General features: G+C 63.0%; 10 protein-coding genes, 1 tRNA gene and 1 riboswitch. Of the genes, 8 read left to right on the top strand and 3 right to left on the bottom strand.

Going from position 1 to position 14,919, the window contains the following annotated elements; genetic code table 11:
- Nucleotides 1–6 precede the first annotated feature (6 nt).
- The 4 genes from AC3WR3_RS07230 (at nucleotide 7) to AC3WR3_RS07215 (ending at nucleotide 2,908) form a co-directional block, all read left to right on the top strand.
- Nucleotides 7–534, top strand: a complete 528-nt coding sequence (locus AC3WR3_RS07230) for a MotA/TolQ/ExbB proton channel family protein (protein WP_068979220.1) — start codon at nucleotides 7–9, stop codon at nucleotides 532–534.
- A gap of 67 nt (nucleotides 535–601) precedes the next feature.
- The gene (locus tag AC3WR3_RS07225; RefSeq protein ID WP_005327075.1) at nucleotides 602–1,009 is read left to right on the top strand and encodes an ExbD/TolR family protein; all 408 of its coding nucleotides are present in this window, start codon (nucleotides 602–604) and stop codon (nucleotides 1,007–1,009) included.
- Nucleotides 1,010–1,025: 16 nt separating this feature from the next.
- Nucleotides 1,026–1,661, top strand: coding sequence for an energy transducer TonB (locus AC3WR3_RS07220; protein WP_106887700.1), 636 nt, complete (start codon nucleotides 1,026–1,028; stop codon nucleotides 1,659–1,661).
- An 11-nt stretch (nucleotides 1,662–1,672) separates the two neighbouring features.
- Nucleotides 1,673–2,908 (top strand): tetratricopeptide repeat protein, encoded by a 1,236-nt coding sequence (locus tag AC3WR3_RS07215; RefSeq protein WP_139436722.1) that lies wholly within the window; start codon nucleotides 1,673–1,675, stop codon nucleotides 2,906–2,908.
- A 414-nt stretch (nucleotides 2,909–3,322) separates the two neighbouring features.
- On the opposite strand, the gene AC3WR3_RS07210 is transcribed toward AC3WR3_RS07215, so the two are convergent.
- The gene (locus AC3WR3_RS07210) at nucleotides 3,323–6,361 is read right to left on the bottom strand and encodes a glycosyl hydrolase family 18 protein (protein ID WP_492291533.1); all 3,039 of its coding nucleotides are present in this window, start codon (nucleotides 6,359–6,361) and stop codon (nucleotides 3,323–3,325) included.
- Between the two features lie 113 nt (nucleotides 6,362–6,474).
- Nucleotides 6,475–6,558: riboswitch (cyclic di-GMP riboswitch) on the bottom strand.
- Between the two features lie 295 nt (nucleotides 6,559–6,853).
- Here AC3WR3_RS07210 and AC3WR3_RS07205 point away from each other — a divergent pair.
- A complete protein-coding gene (locus AC3WR3_RS07205) occupies nucleotides 6,854–9,001 on the top strand; it encodes an ExeM/NucH family extracellular endonuclease (RefSeq protein ID WP_492291532.1) in 2,148 nt (715 codons plus the stop codon).
- 148 nt (nucleotides 9,002–9,149) lie between these two features.
- Here AC3WR3_RS07205 and AC3WR3_RS07200 read toward each other — a convergent pair.
- Together AC3WR3_RS07200 and gltX are read right to left on the bottom strand one after the other, a co-directional pair.
- Nucleotides 9,150–9,225, bottom strand: a tRNA-Ala gene (locus tag AC3WR3_RS07200).
- Nucleotides 9,226–9,462: 237 nt separating this feature from the next.
- On the bottom strand, nucleotides 9,463–10,878 hold the full coding sequence (gene gltX / locus AC3WR3_RS07195) for a glutamate--tRNA ligase (RefSeq protein ID WP_265437259.1): 1,416 nt from the start codon (nucleotides 10,876–10,878) through the stop codon (nucleotides 9,463–9,465).
- Between the two features lie 251 nt (nucleotides 10,879–11,129).
- Between gltX and AC3WR3_RS07190 the strand changes: the two genes are divergently transcribed.
- The 3 genes from AC3WR3_RS07190 to AC3WR3_RS07180 all read left to right on the top strand — a co-directional run bounded on the left by AC3WR3_RS07190 (nucleotide 11,130) and on the right by AC3WR3_RS07180 (nucleotide 14,481).
- A complete protein-coding gene (locus AC3WR3_RS07190; protein WP_492291531.1) occupies nucleotides 11,130–13,232 on the top strand; it encodes a methyl-accepting chemotaxis protein in 2,103 nt (700 codons plus the stop codon).
- 99 nt (nucleotides 13,233–13,331) lie between these two features.
- Nucleotides 13,332–14,000, top strand: a complete 669-nt coding sequence (locus AC3WR3_RS07185; RefSeq protein ID WP_139436730.1) for a LysM-like peptidoglycan-binding domain-containing protein — start codon at nucleotides 13,332–13,334, stop codon at nucleotides 13,998–14,000.
- Between the two features lie 271 nt (nucleotides 14,001–14,271).
- Nucleotides 14,272–14,481: a cold-shock protein gene (locus AC3WR3_RS07180; protein WP_005327092.1), complete on the top strand. Its 210-nt coding sequence runs from the start codon at nucleotides 14,272–14,274 to the stop codon at nucleotides 14,479–14,481.
- The last annotated feature ends 438 nt before the right edge of the window (nucleotides 14,482–14,919 follow it).

Raw genomic sequence — 14,919 nt, 5'->3', positions numbered from 1 at the left:
TCACCCATGTGGTTCTGGTTGATTGAAGAAGTCGAGTCGGTCCGCCGGTTTCTGGGATTGGGGGGCGACGTGCTGGTCGCCCTGTTCTTCCTGACCCTGATGATGTGGGCCCTGCTGCTGGAGCGCTGGTTCTACTTCATGGCGGTCTATCCCAAACAGGTGAAGCAGACCAAGGCGACCTGGCTGGCCCGCAGCGATCACCTCTCCTGGTCTGCCAAGCAGATCCGGCGCGAGCTGGTCTCCCGGGTGGCCATGGCGGTGGACAAGGGGATGCCGGTCATCAAGGTGCTGATCGCCCTCTGTCCGCTGATGGGGCTGCTCGGCACAGTGGTGGGCATGGTGCAGGTGTTCGACACCCTGGCCATCACGGGCACGGGTTCCCCCAGGGCCATGGCCTCGGGGATCTCCAAGGCGACGGTACCGACCATGGCGGGCATGATTGCCGCCCTTTCCGGCCTGTTTTTTGTCAACCAGCTCGATCACAAGGCCAAGTTGGCGGTGCAGAAGCTGGAAGACAACCTGAAACACGGCTGATGCAGGATGCACATCCCCGGCAGGCTCAGGCCCGCCGGGGCACAGAACAAGCAAGGAGTTTTTTGCCATGAGAAAACGTCACAGCGACAGCGGTGCCGATGAGGCGGCCATCGATCTGACCCCCATGCTGGACATAGTGTTCATCATGCTGATCTTCTTCATCGTCACCACCTCGTTCGTCAAGGAGTCCGGCGTGGAGATCAACCGCCCGAGCGCCAGCACGGCCGAGACGGTGAAGAAGGGGAACATCATGGTCGCGGTCCGCGAGAACGGCCAGGTCTGGGTCGACAAACGGGTCGTCGAAGTGGGCGCCGTGCGTGCCAACATCGAGCGGCTGCGGGCGGAGAACCCGGAGAGCGCCGTGGTGATCCAGGCCGATACCGAGTCCCGTTCCGGGCTGGTGGTCCAGGTCATGGATCAGATCCGCATGGCCGGTGTCCAGAACATCTCCATCGCGGCGAGCAAGAGCAGCTGATGCCGGAGCGAGCACCATGAGATACCTGATAGCGATAGCTGTCTCCTGTGTGGTGGTGTTCTTCCTGTTTCTGGGAATGAACAAGCTCATCACACCGGATCACCGGGAGCTGACGGAGAGAGAAGACGTCACCATGACCGACTTCATTCGCCTCAAGCCCCAGGAGACCCTGCAAGAGAAACAACGGGAACTGCCCAAACCGCCGCCCCCGAACCGCCCGCCGCCCCCACCCGAGATGGAGGTGGCGAGCACGGACAGGCCCAAGATGGACAGTGCCCCCATGGACATGCCCAAGCTCGACATCCCGGTCAACATCGGCGGCGGCAACGCCCTGGGTGCCTACAGCACCGGCGGCGGCGGTGGCGGCATGGGCGGCAACAACGGCGCCATGCCCATGGCGACCTTCGAGCCCATGATGCCCCGCAAGGCGGCGCTGGCCGGTCTCGCCTCCGGCAAGGTACTGGTGGAGTTCACCGTCACCGAGCGCGGCACCGTCAGCAACATCCGGATCGTCAAGGAAGAGCCCCGCAGCTACGACCTCGGCAAGGAGGCGCGCAAGACCATTGCCAAGTGGACCTTCAAGCCGGCCATGGTGGACGGCAAGCCCCAGGCAAGCCGCATGCAGCAAGAGATCGAGTTCGCGGTCAACTAAGGAAGGTGGCGATGAAAAAGTTACATACCCTGATCCTCGCCCCGGTGGCCATGGCGGTACTGCTCAGTACCGCCGGCTGGGCCGCCGAGCAGCCCGCCCTGTCTGATCGCGCCTACCGCGCGGTCAACAAGGCCCAGGCGTTGATCACCGAGAAGAAATACGGCGAGGCCAATGCCAAGCTGCAGGAGGCGCTGTCCGGCGCAGGCGAGCGGGTCTACGACAAGGGGGTCATTTTGCAGACCCTGGGCTTCGTGGCCGCCCAGCAGGAGAAATACAGCCAAGCGACCAGATACTTCGCCGATGCCATCGCCACCGGCGGCCTGCCGCAGCCGGTGGCCCAGCAGGTGCGCTACAACCTGGCCCAGCTCTATATGGCGGAGGGGAACTTCAAGGGCTCCATCAGCACCATGAAGGAGTGGTTTGCGAACCTCGGCAAGGAGGAGAAGCCAACCCCGCACGCCTACATCACCCTGGCCAACGCCCATGTGCAGCTCAAGCAGTACCGGGAGGCCATACCGGCGGTGGATCAGGCGATCAAGCTCTCCGCGGGCAAGGCGCCGGAGTCCTGGTATCTGCTGAAGATGGCGGCCCACTACGAGCTGAAACAGTACAAGCCGGCCACCGAGGTGCTGACCGCCCTGGTGGACAAGTACCCGGAGAAGAAGAAGTACTGGACCCAGCTCTCGGCCATGCACATGCAGGCGGGCAACGATGCCAAGGCCCTGGCGGCGCTGGAAGGCGCCTACAACCTCGGCATGCTGACCGAGGCGGCCGAGTTGCAGCGGCTCGCCAACTACCTGGCCTTCGCCGGCATTCCCCACCGCGCCGCCCGCGTGATGGAGAAGGCGATGAAGGAGGGGACCATCGAGAGCAGCGCGGCCAACTACAAGACGCTGGCCAACTACTGGCATCAGGCCAAGGAGCTGGATCCGGCCATCGACACCCTGGCCAAGTCCTATCAGCTGGCCCCCAGTGCAGAGCTGCAGCTGAAGATGGCGCGCATGATGATCCAGAGCAAACGCTACAAGGATCTGGTCGCCCTGGCCGCCAAGCCCGCCGCCAATGCCAGCGGCGAGCAGCGGGCGGATCTGAAGTTCCTGACCGGGGTCGCCTACTTCGAGCAGCAGAAACCCAAGGAGGCGCTCAGCGCCTTCACCCAGGCCGCCCAGAATGGCAACGTCAGTGGTCGCGCCTCCCCCTGGATCAGCTTCCTGAAGGAGCAACAGGGCGGCGCCGTCACTCAATAAACCGGCACGCCATGGGCAAGCATCCGCCCATGGCGACTGCCCATCCACAAGGGGGTCAGCCCCGCAGCTTGCCTGGTGGCAATTGGCCGCTCTTCGGAGCGGTCTTTTTTATGGTCCCCTCCCCCGATTGTCACGAGATCCCTTCCTTGTATGAGGCGCAAAAAAATCCGGAGCCTGGGCTCCGGATTGGGTCATTGGGTTGACGCGGGGTAAGCCCCTCAACCGATTATCAGTAGTTGCACACCCGCTTCAGCAGCCGGGACAACTCAGTAGTTGCACACCAGCTTCCAGCTGCCATCGCCCGCTCTGAGTTCGCTGCTGGTACAGCATCCGGGACAACTCAATAGTTGCACACCAGCTTCCAGCTGCCATCGCCCGCTCTGAGCTCGCTGCTGGTACAGCAGCCGGGACAACTCAGTAGTTGCACACCAGCTTCCAGCTGCCATCGCCCGCCTTGGGCTCGCTGCTGGTCCACCAGTTGGCCTGCCACACCGCCTTGCCGTTGGTCATGCGGTCGTTGCCATTGGCGTGATCCCCGCGTGGCCAGGTCGGATAGGCATTGTAGTCCGCCGGGTTGACGTTCTGGCTGGCACAGGTGGTGCCACCGCTGCCGCCGTCACCACCGCCACTGCTGCCCAGCACCGCCTCGGCCAGGGCCGGGAAGTCGGACTTCAGGCCTATGGTCTGGCTGCCGGCAATCAGGCGCATGCCGCTCGGCACGCCGGCGGCCGGCAGGTAGTAGGTCATGGCCACTTCCACCTCGGTGCCCGGCGCCCAGGCCTTCCAGGCCGGCAGCGTCAGGGCCACCTTGTGGAAGTCCTTCTCATTGGCGATGCCGTCGGAGTTCTGGTTGCCGCCGCTCTCCACCACTTTCAACCCCATGCCGCTCTGGTCGGTGATGGTGTCGGAGGTGGAGGTGGGCATCAGGAACTCGATGCGGGTGCCGCCCGGTATGGTCTGGGTCGACTTGTTGGTGAGCTTGAGGGTCGGGTTAATCGGGTAGTTGGAGTCCCCTTCCTTGAAGCCGGAGAGGCTCACGCCGATGTCGAGCTGGGCGGCCGGGGCCGGCAGATCGTTCTGCTTCAGGGCCGCCTTGTCGGCCTTGCTGAACTTCTCGTAGGCGAGGCTGGTGAGGGTGCTGCCCATCACGTACTCGTTCTTCGCGGCGTCGAAGTCATAGTCCCCCGCCATCTCCCAGAACATGACGCCCCCCAGACCCCGCTTGACTATGTAGTCGAGCTTGTGACCCATGGACTCTTCATCTTCGGTGGAGAGGAACACCTTCTTCTGCTCGTTCCACAGCCAGGGCGCGTGGGCCTTGTCGTCGTAGTAACGCACATACTGGCCTTGCATCACGTGGGCCGGGTTGTTGGGATCCAGACCCCAGGCCTGGCCGTAGCTCGGCAATGTGGTGATGCCGAGGCTGGCCGCGTGCTCCAGGTTCTTGGCATGCCACATGGGCACGGCGCCACCGCCTATCTCCTTGCCGTTCTTGTCCAGATCATGCCAGATGTTGTCGATGCCCACCGCCCCATTGCCGCAGGGGATGGTGCTGCCACCTGTGCCCGGCTGGCAATCGCTCTGGCTCGGCAGCGCCGCCTTGCCCCCCAGGCCGTGGGTGCCACCGGTGACCCCCTGCCAGCCACGGGTGTAGTAAGGCACCCCTATGTTGATCTTGCCCGCCGCCAGGGCGCCGCGGAAGTAGTGGGCCGCCCAGGCGGAGTTGAGGTAGCCGATGCCGCCAAACTGGGCCTGGGTGTAGACACCCCACTGGGACAGCTCGGGATCCGCCTTGTTGTCGAACAGGGCGGCGTTGTGGCCGACGAAGTGGTTCCAGGCGCCGTGGAAGTCATAGGTCATCAGGTTGACGTAGTCGAGGTACTGAGTGACCTGGAAGTTTTCCATGCCACGCAGCAGGTAGGCCGAGGCCGGTGAGGCGATGGTCAGCATGTACTTGCGACCGTCCTCGGTCCCGGCGCTGTCGAGCTTGTTGCGCAGGGTCTTCATCAGCACTTCATAGTTCGCAAACAGCTTGCCGCGACACTGGTTGGAGAGCGGGAAGTCGTTGGGGTTGCCCGCATCCTTCATGGAGGTGGGGTACTCGTAGTCGATGTCCACCCCATCGAAGCCGTACTGGCGGATGAAGCCCACCGCCGAGTCGGCGAAGGCGTTGATGCCGGCGGTGTTGACCGAGCAGTCACCCTTGGTGGTGGCGGCGTAGAAGCCGCGAGTATCGGCCCAGCCCCCCACGGAGATGAGGGTCTTCACGTCCGGGTACTGCTTCTTGTACTTGGACAGCAGGTTGAAGTGGCCCTGATAGGCGAACTCGGGATCCATCTCGGCGCCCGGCACCCCGTTCCAGGTCAGCTTGGTGGCGGCGTCATCCACCTTGATGGTGTGGCTCTGCTCGTCCACCGCCGCGAAGGCGTAGTTGATGTGGGTGATCTTGTCCCAGGGGATGTCGCCCACCAGGTAGGCTGGCAGGCCGTTCTTGCCGGTGCGCCAGGAGGTGAAGTAACCGATGACGCGGCGGCCATGGTCATCCCCCATGCACTCGCTGCCGTCGGCGCGGTAGATCTGGCGCACGTCGCAGGAGAGGTTGCCGCCGGTGGGGGGCAGGGCCGCCTCTTCCACCTGGACATCCACCTGGGCCGACTCGCCAGAGAGATTTGCCTTGTCGGTCGCCACCAGCTTGAGGCCGGTCAGCCCCTTGTTCTGGGGCGTCCAGCTCAGTTGCCAGGGGGCGCTGCTGTCCTCGCCCACCTTCTGGCCATTCACGAAGAGCTCGACCTTGGCGACGTCGTCATTGGCGTCGGTGACATTGCCGCTCACGGTGAGGGCGCGGCCCAGGGTCACCCTGGCCCCGGCGGCGGGGCTGGCGATACTCACCCTGGGGGCCTCGGGCGCCACCACGGCGGCGACCAGGAAGCTCGAATCCGCCTCGCTCAGCACCTTGCCGTCTTTATCCAGCGCCCGGGCCTTGAGGGTGTGATTGCCCACGCCGGCGGCAGACCAGCTGGCACTCCAGGGGGAGGCCGTGGCCGTGGCGACCAGGGTGCCGTCGATCAGGTATTCCACCCGGGCGAGCGCCGTGACCGGGCCGCTCAGGGTCACCGCCAGGGCCAGGCTGGCCCCTTCGCTGACGCTGCTGCCCACGGCGGGGGAGCCGATGGCGACCACCAGGGCCGGCGGCGGCACCTCGCCGCCAAAGAGTTTCCAGGCATCGGCCCAGACGGCGCCGACACCGGGTTCGTAGTGGTAGGGCGACGCGCCGCACCAGCCGGAGTAAGGGAATTCCTTGCATTCATAGAGGGCGCCTGCGTTGCTGACGATGTCGCCAGCCTTGTAGGCGGTGCCGGCCTGATAGGCGGGGTAGGCGGCCTGCGCCCAGGCAGGGACGGCCGCAAGGGCGACCAGCATGGCGAGCCTGCTGGGCCTCAAGATCTGTTGCATATTGTTATCATCCTTGTTTTGTCTTGGCTTTTAAGACCGGGAAAAGCGCAATCGCAACAGGGAACAAGGGAGCGACAACAGGCCATGGACGGGCCACAAACCCTCAAGTCACCCTGGGTAACCCCGCTGTCTGGCCCGCTTGGGGCAGATCGGAGGCTTTGCGTCCCGGCATCACTGCCGGTTTGCCCTTTGCCTGGGTTCCGTGAGGAACGGCTCGAGTATAGGAAGCAAGTGGCAACCGCTCAATCTTTATTCTCTAAGGAAAATATGTGAATGCCGGCCGGCTCACACTTCCCCTCAATCGGCCAACTAACTATTAAGTCATTAATATCAATCTGTTAGCCACGTCAAAAAAACGGGCTCAGCCTCTTTTGTCTCCCCATAATGTGCGTTGCCTCACTGGTCAGAGCTGCCAGAAATGTGACAATGCGCGCCCTTGGCCAAAGCGCCAAGGCTATGGAAACACTGGCAAAAATAAAAAAAGGAATACCCATGAAAGGAAGACCTACCCTGCTGTCCCTGGCCGTGGGGCTCGCCCTCGCGTCCCCGTCTCTCCATGCCGCCGGCTTCAGTTGCCCGGCCGACAGCGCCCTCACCCCCATCCCCGCCATCCAGGGCAGCGGCGACAAGAGCCCGCTCGTCCCGGGCGATCTGTTTGAAAGCCCCGGGACTGTCAAGGTCAAGGCCCTGGTCTCCGCCCTCGGCGAGAGCCTGAACAGAGGCTTCTACCTGCAGGATCTGCAGGGGGACGGCAACCCCGAGACGTCGGACGGCATCTTCGTCAACCTCAATGACAAGCAGTTCGCCAGCAAGTACCCGGGCATCCAGCCGGGCGCCCTAGTCTGCCTGGAGGCCAGGGTCGAGGAGTTCTACGGCCACACCCAGCTCAAGCCACTGGTTGACGGCAGCGCCCCGCGCCTGGCGGTGTTGGCCCAGGGCGAGGCACCGGCCGCCACGGCGCTGCGGGTGCTGGAAGGGGAGACCCTGGCCCGGGCCCTGGAGCGCCACGAGGGGATGCGGGTGCGCCTCGACGAGGACAGCGCGCTCAAGATAAGCCGCAACTTCAGCTACGACTACGCCGCCAAGCGCAACAACCTGGTGCTCGCCCACGGCGCCCCGCTGATGAAGCCGACCCAGCTCCATGTGGCGGGCAGCCCAGAGGCCGTGGCGCTGGCCGAGGCCAACGCAGGCAACCGCGTCTTCCTCGAGTCGGACTTCAAGGCCGCCAACGGCAAGCTCCCCTGGCTGCCAGCCTGGGAGCCGGAGCAGGGCTATCTGCGCATCGGCGATGCCCCGCTCAACCTGGAGGCCATGGTGGGCTACAGCTATGACGAATACCGGCTGATCGTGCCCAAGGATCAGCGCATCACGGCGGGGGATCTGCTGCGCACCGACGAGAACGACCGCCAGGGCGCACCGGCCCGGGCTCATGGCAGCGACCTGCGGATCGGCAGCTTCAACGTGCTCAACTACTTCACCAGCCACTCCAGCGTGGGGGGCGCCCTCAACGTGCTCTGCGCGGATCAGGCGGATGCGGACAGCGCCAAGGGCTGCAACCGCGGCGCCAAGAGCCTGGAGGAGTTCCAGTTGCAACGCGCCAAGATAGTCAACGCCATCGCCGAGATGGACGCCGATCTGCTCGGCCTGATGGAGATGGAGAACAACGGCTTCGACGAGCACGCCGCCCTCCACGATCTGGTGCAGAGCCTCAACGCCCGCCAGAAAGAGGCGAGCAAGCACTACGCCTTCGTCACCCTGCCCAAGGCCCTGCTCACCGAGGAGCGCTTCTTCGGCGGCGACGCCATCATGGTGGCCATGATCTATCGCCCCGCCCTGCTCACCCCGAGCGGGGATGCCGAGGTTATCCGACTGCCTGAGCAGCGCTACACCACGGGCGGCGTCGCCAGGAGCGCCGGTCAGCGGGACTCCCTGGTGCAGCGCTTCACCGTGGCGGGCAGCGACGCCCCCCTGACCCTGGTGGTCAACCACCTGAAATCCAAGGGATCGGGCTGCTACGAGAACGGGGATGGCAAGACGGAGCCTGCGGATCTGCAGGGCAAGTGCACCGAGTTTCGGGTGAGCGCCTCCAGGGTACTGGGGGAGGCGGTGAGCAAGATGCCGGGCCAGGTGCTGCTGGTGGGGGACTTCAACTCCTACGCCAAGGAGGATCCCATCCGGGTGCTGACCGACTATGCGCCGGTCGCGGGGGAGCGTCAGATCCGCTCCGCCTCCCACACCTTTATCGGCGAGCAGCCCTATGAGCAGATGGGCCAGGCGGTGGGCAAGAGCTATGGTCTAGTGGACTTGAACGTCAAGTTCAACCAGGCGAAGGCCATCTCCTACAGCTACGAGGCCGAGCTCGGCACCCTGGACTACGCCCTCGCCAACCCGGCGCTGGCAGACAAGGTGGTGGCGGTGGCCGACTGGCACATCAACTCCTTCGAGAGCAACCTGTTCGAATATGGCGGCGCCTTCACCGGCGATCTCATCAAGTCGGACAACCCCTTCAGCGCCTCGGACCACGACCCCGTCATCGTCGACCTCAAGCTCAAGGAAGAGAGCAAGGGGGGTGGCGGTGCCATGGGGGCACTGCTGCTGGCCCTGTTGCCGCTGGCCTGGCGGCGTCGGCACTCGTCATGATCCGCATTGAATAATGCTAAAAGCCCGCGACAGCCGCGGGCTTTTTCATTTTGGTCATTTGATTTGTAAATGAAGAGGCAGTTATCATGAAAAAAATAAATGCCCGAACAAACAAAAAGGCCACCGCAATGCGGTGGCCTTAAGTGTTTGGTGGAGCTACGCGGGATCGAACCGCGGACCTCTTGCATGCCATGCAAGCGCTCTCCCAGCTGAGCTATAACCCCAACTCACCTCGGCGCTACCAAAGTTATCTCTGGCAACGGAGGCGCATGATAGGCATCACCCGCTTTGCTGTCAACCCAAAAATAACGCCCGCTGGAGCGTTTAGTCAAAATTCAGGCAGTTAGCTGTTTTTACCGCCAACTGCGGCGCTATGTCGCTGTTTTATGTCATGAATCTGAGCGCCGCACAAAAGCAAAGGGCCCCCTTGCGGGAGCCCTTTTTCAAGCAATGGCAGAGGCTTACTCGGCCGCCATCCGCGCTTCGATATAGGCCAGGGCACGATCGATGCGGGCCAGCACCCGCTCCTTGCCCACCAGCGCCATCACGGCATCGATGGCAGGGGACTGGCCCAGGCCGGTCACGGCCACGCGCAGCGGCATGCCGACCTTGCCCATGCCCTGACCCAGTTCGGCGGCAGTGGCTTCAATCAGCTCATGCAGCGCCTCGGTGGTCCAGGTCTCCAGGGCCGCCAGTTTGGCCCTGGCCAGGGTCAGCGGCTCGGCAGCGACGCCGCGCAGGTGCTTCTTGGCGGCCGCTTCGTCGATGGCCTCGTACTCTTCGAACAGGTAGCGGCTCTGGGCGGCCACCTCCACCAGGGTGTTGCAGCGCTCGGCCAGCAGGGTCACCACGGCAGGCAACGCCGGGCCCTTGCTGGTGTCGATGTTCTGGGCGGCCATGTGCCATTCCAGGTGCTTGGCCACATAGGCCGGATCCAGGCTGCGCATGTAGTGGTTGTTGAGCCACAGCAGCTTGTCGGTGTTGAAGGCGGAGGCAGACTTGGAGATGGCATCCAGGCTGAACAGCTTGATCATCTCGTCGAGGCTGAAGATCTCCTGATCGCCGTGGGACCAGCCCAGACGCACCAGATAGTTCAGCAGGGCTTCCGGCAGGTAGCCGTCGTCGCGGTACTGCATCACGGAGACAGCACCGTGGCGCTTGGAGAGCTTGGCGCCGTCGTCACCCAGGATCATGGAGACGTGGGCAAACTCAGGCACGGGCGCGTTCAGGGCCTTGTAGATGTTGATCTGGCGCGGGGTGTTGTTGATGTGGTCTTCGCCACGCACCACGTGGGTGATCTCCATGTCCCAGTCATCGACCACCACGCAGAAGTTGTAGGTCGGCGCGCCGTCGGTGCGGCGGATGATGAGATCGTCGAGCTCGGTGTTGGCGAACTCGATGCGGCCACGGACGTGGTCATCGAACACCACTGAGCCTTCGGTGGGGTTGCGGAAGCGAATGACGTGGGGCGCATCGGCCGGGTGATCGTGGGCGGCATCCCGGCACTTGCCGTCATAGCGGGGCTTCTCGCCGCTCGCCATCTGACCTTCGCGCAGCGCCTCCAGGCGCTCCTTGGAGCAGAAACACTTGTAGGCGCGGCCATCGGCCAGCATCTCGTCGATGATTCCGTTGTAGCGATCGAAGCGCTTGGTCTGGTAGTAGGGGCCCTCATCCCAGTTCAGCTCCAGCCATTCCATGCCCTCAATGATGGCGTCGATCGCCTCCTGAGTGGAACGTTCCAGATCGGTATCCTCGATACGCAGCACGAACTCGCCGCCCTGGCTCTTTGCGAACAACCAGGAATAGAGTGCGGTACGGGCACCGCCGACATGCAAAAAGCCGGTCGGGCTGGGAGCAAAACGGGTTTTGACTTTCATCTTTAAGCCTTGTGTAGAGGGCCTTGGGCCAATGCGTTAGAAAAAACCGTCGCATTTTAGCACTCAGAATCACGGATGGGAAAACCATGCAATAGTCGGGGCCTAAACAGGTCTTGATTCGGCCGGGGTACCGTTCTTTGAGAGGGATCGCAGAACCGCCCCTCATTTTCAGCTTTGCTGATCAACATTGCTGGAGGAATCTCCCGCCATGCCGATAATTCATACAACTTTCTACTCACAAGGAACACGAGATGCAGTTTCGCTCCATCCAGAATCGCATCCTGGTACTGGCGGGGGTCGCCATGACCACGGCCCTGGTCATCCTGATCCTGCTCAACCAATACTCGAGCAAGCAGTCCCAGCAGCTGACCATCAGTTCCAGCCGCGCCGCCCTGCAGCAGGAGGCCTGGCAGAAGGTGAGTGCCAACGCCCGCGCCGAGGCCGCCACCATCACCCAGTTGCTGCAAAAGGGACTCTCCTATACCCAGCAGATGGCCAGCGTCTTCGCCCAACAGCAAGGGGGCAAGCTGCCGCTGGATCGCCAGCAGGCCACGGATCTGCTCAAGGCGCAGCTCGGCCTGGAACCCCAGCTCTACGGCGCCTTCGCCGGCTTCGAGCCCAACGGCTTCGACGGCCAGGACAGCGCCTTCGCAGGCCAGAGTGCCCTTGGCAGCGATGACAAGGGGCGCTTCGTCCCCTACTTCTATCGCGACAAGGAGAACATTGGCTCGGATCTGCTGCTCTCCATCGAGAAGAGCGACCCGGACGAATTCGGCAATCCGGCCAACGACTACTACGCCTGCCCGAAACGGGAGGGGCGCTCCTGCCTCATCGATCCCTTCAAGGTGGACATCAACGGCCAGCAGGTGCTGGTGAGCACCATCACCACCCCCATACTGGTGGGCGGTCAGTTCAAGGGCATTGCCGCGCTGGATCTGGCGGTGGACTCCATCAGCCGCCAGGCCCAGTCCCTCAACAGCAACATCTATGACGGCAAGGGAGAGACCCTGATCGTCAGCGCCGCCGGCGTCATCACGGGCACCAGCGGGGACCCCGGCCTGCTCGGCAGCCGCGCCGACAAGCTGCTGGGCGACGGCTGGCAGCAATACCTCAAGCCCGAGCTGCAACGCCAGGAGCTCGACGAGGCGTTTCGCATCTCTGTGCCCATCGCGGTGCCGGGCATGGCCCGCAACTGGGCCATCATAGTCACCCTGCCCTATCAGGTGGTGCTGGCGGGGGCCGATCAGCTGGAGAGCCAGCTCACCGAGATGAACCGGGCCGCCATGACCCAGCAGCTCATCGGTGCCCTCATCGTTCTGGTGCTGGCCCTGGCCACCATGCTGGTGATCGCCCGCAGCATCACGGGCCCCATCCGCCAGATGGTCAGCCTGGTGGATGACATCGCCGATGGCGAGGGGGATCTCACCAAGCGCCTGAACACCCGCTCCCAGGACGAGCTGGGGTCACTGGCCCGCGGCATCAACCGCTTCATCGACAAATTGCAGGTGCTGCTCGAGGACGTGCAGAAGACCGCAAGCGAGGTCCATCGCCACGCGGGGGATACCGACCGCATCGCCGGCCAGACCGACAGCAACCTGCAGCATCACCAGGCGGAAATGGAGCAGATGCTGACCGCGGTGCAGGAGATGTCCTATGTCAGCCAGGAGGTGGCCACCCACGCCAACAACACCGCCGACTCCGCCAAGCAGGCACAGGGGGCGGCGGATCAGGGCAAGGTGCGCTTCCAGCAGGTTATCCAGTCCATGCACAAGGTGGCGGCCGAGGCGGGCAAGGGGGCCGAGGTGGTCGAGGGGCTGGCCCACGACAGCGAGCAGATCACCAGCATACTCACCGTCATCCAGGGCATCGCCGATCAGACCAACCTGCTGGCGCTCAACGCCGCCATAGAAGCGGCCCGGGCCGGCGAGCAGGGGCGCGGCTTTGCGGTGGTGGCGGACGAGGTGCGCAAGCTGGCGGGCAACACCCAGCAGGCGGTGCAGAACACCCAGGAGCTGATCGAGAAGATCCGCCACAGCTCGGCCAATGCGGTCAATGCCATCCAGCAGAGCCAGCAGCTGACCCATCAGGCGGTGGGCGAGGCCGATCTGGCGGAGGCGGCCCTCGACAGCATCTTCCAGGCCATCGCCACCATCAACGACATGACCTATCAGATAGCCTCCGCCGCCGAGGAGCAGAGCTCGGTTTCCGAGACAGTCTCAGGCAACCTGTCAAAAACCAACGCACTGGCCAACGACATCGCCCAGGATGCGACCAATACGGCGAAAGCCAGCCAGGCCTTGCGCCAGGCGGCCGAGCGTTTGCAGCAGTTGCTGGGGCAATTTCGTCTCAGCTGATAATTTTCATGCTCAGGGCTCTCCCCCTCGGGGGCGAGTCCGTTTACCATAGGCGCTATATTTGCCTGATGGCAGGCAATGTAGTGAGAGGTAAATGCCGTGCCCACCCCGGACCGTCGCCCACGTGGCCATAACAGACGAGCCCAGCAGCGTCGCCAAGACGAATCACAAGGAACCCTGCTCCATCGTATCAATGCCGCTACCCTGCCCCTGCGTCAGCGCCTCGGTCAGGGCATGAGCGGCCTTGGTCAACGCAACAAGGAACCCAGAACCAGCTCATTCAAGCTGGCGAGCCCGCTGCCGCGCAAGCACACCATAGGCCTGCTGGTGCTGGTGCCTCTCTGGCTGTTGCTGCTGGCCTGGGAACCCGCCCCCGCCGCCCCCAGGGCGGCCCCTTCCGGTTCACTCGCCGTGCCGCTGGCGGTGCCGACCCAGGCGCTGACCGTGGGCAACGGGGCCGCAGGCAGTGCGCCGGTCGCAGCCAAACCGGTCGAGGAGAAGGTGGATGGCACCTGGCTGCAGCACGAGGTGCAGGCCGGCGAGACCCTCTACTCCATCTGGCGCAAGTTTGAACTGCCCGGGGCCGAGCTGAGCCGCCTGATCGCCATAGAGGGGCCGGACAGGCCGCTGACCCGGCTGCAATCGGGCAAGTCGGTGTTCATCCTGGTGGACACAGGCCGCCGCATCCAGCGGGTCGAGATCCGCTCCTTCGGTCAGGCAAACTACCGCTACGACCGACAGGGTGAAGGGTTCGCCCTCAAGGAATAAAAAAACGGGAGGCCATGGCCTCCCGTTTTTTTGACCAGAAGCATGAAACAAGCCGCTGACTTCCCAATACTTTTAGCTCGCTCAAAAAATGAAAAGTGCCAAATTGACAAGGGATCGGGCTCCAGTACAATCGATTGTGCTTTAGACAGGGATTGTACTGCATGCCACTGGAACAAATTGACGTAGTCAGTCATGGGTAGGCCCCTGCATTCTAGGCAAATGCTGCCCAACAAGGCGTTAGTTTCATTTTGTTATAGATAGGACTTACCACATGTCTGACATTCGCACCGGCCAAGTAAAATGGTTCAACGAAACCAAGGGTTTTGGCTTCATCGAGCAATCCCAGGGACCGGACGTTTTCGTTCACTTCTCCTCCATCCAGAGCACTGGTTTCAAGACCCTGGCTGAAGGTCAAAAAGTCCAGTTCACCGTGACCCAGGGCAAGAAAGGCCCCCAGGCTGAGAACGTGACTCTGCTCTAAGCCGCACTCGTGAACTCGCAGGAGGAGCCAAGGCCCCTCCTATTTTTTTGCCCGCCGTTTCCCCTTCCCCGCCACGCCCATAAGCCTGTTCGCAGCAACCACAACCCTCCCCAACACCTGTGCACAAACCGGCTACAGAAGACATGGGTCTGATCTGGCTGAATGCCGGATACGACAAATCATCGCTGCGCGATGTGATGGACAATTCAAATGGATGATGAGGACTTCGAAGAGAGATTGGAGCGGGAAACGAGACTCGAACTCGCGACCCCAGCCTTGGCAAGGCGCGGATCATGCTCTACCAACTGGATGTGGCAATGAGTGCGTTGAAATATTGGATTTGTGTACTTCGAGGAGAGAGATTGGAGCGGGAAACGAGACTCGAACTCGCGACCCCGACCTTGGCAAGGTCGTGCTCTACCAACTGAGCTATTCCCG

This window comes from Aeromonas sp. EU05-FHT14A05 (genome assembly GCF_058791175.1).
This window is presented reverse-complemented; position numbering and strand designations above follow the sequence as displayed.

What these genes read in the sequence shown, in the direction of transcription:
- AC3WR3_RS07225 (WP_005327075.1), top strand. Translation starts at nt 602, where the DNA reads ATGAGAAAACGTCACAGCGACAGCGGTGCCGATGAGGCGGCCATCGAT.
- AC3WR3_RS07230 (WP_068979220.1), top strand. Translation starts at nt 7, where the DNA reads ATGTGGTTCTGGTTGATTGAAGAAGTCGAGTCGGTCCGCCGGTTTCTG.
- AC3WR3_RS07210 (WP_492291533.1), bottom strand. Translation starts at nt 6,361, where the DNA reads ATGCAACAGATCTTGAGGCCCAGCAGGCTCGCCATGCTGGTCGCCCTT.
- AC3WR3_RS07180 (WP_005327092.1), top strand. Translation starts at nt 14,272, where the DNA reads ATGTCTGACATTCGCACCGGCCAAGTAAAATGGTTCAACGAAACCAAG.
- AC3WR3_RS07215 (WP_139436722.1), top strand. Translation starts at nt 1,673, where the DNA reads ATGAAAAAGTTACATACCCTGATCCTCGCCCCGGTGGCCATGGCGGTA.
- AC3WR3_RS07190 (WP_492291531.1), top strand. Translation starts at nt 11,130, where the DNA reads ATGCAGTTTCGCTCCATCCAGAATCGCATCCTGGTACTGGCGGGGGTC.
- gltX (WP_265437259.1), bottom strand. Translation starts at nt 10,878, where the DNA reads ATGAAAGTCAAAACCCGTTTTGCTCCCAGCCCGACCGGCTTTTTGCAT.
- AC3WR3_RS07205 (WP_492291532.1), top strand. Translation starts at nt 6,854, where the DNA reads ATGAAAGGAAGACCTACCCTGCTGTCCCTGGCCGTGGGGCTCGCCCTC.
- AC3WR3_RS07220 (WP_106887700.1), top strand. Translation starts at nt 1,026, where the DNA reads ATGAGATACCTGATAGCGATAGCTGTCTCCTGTGTGGTGGTGTTCTTC.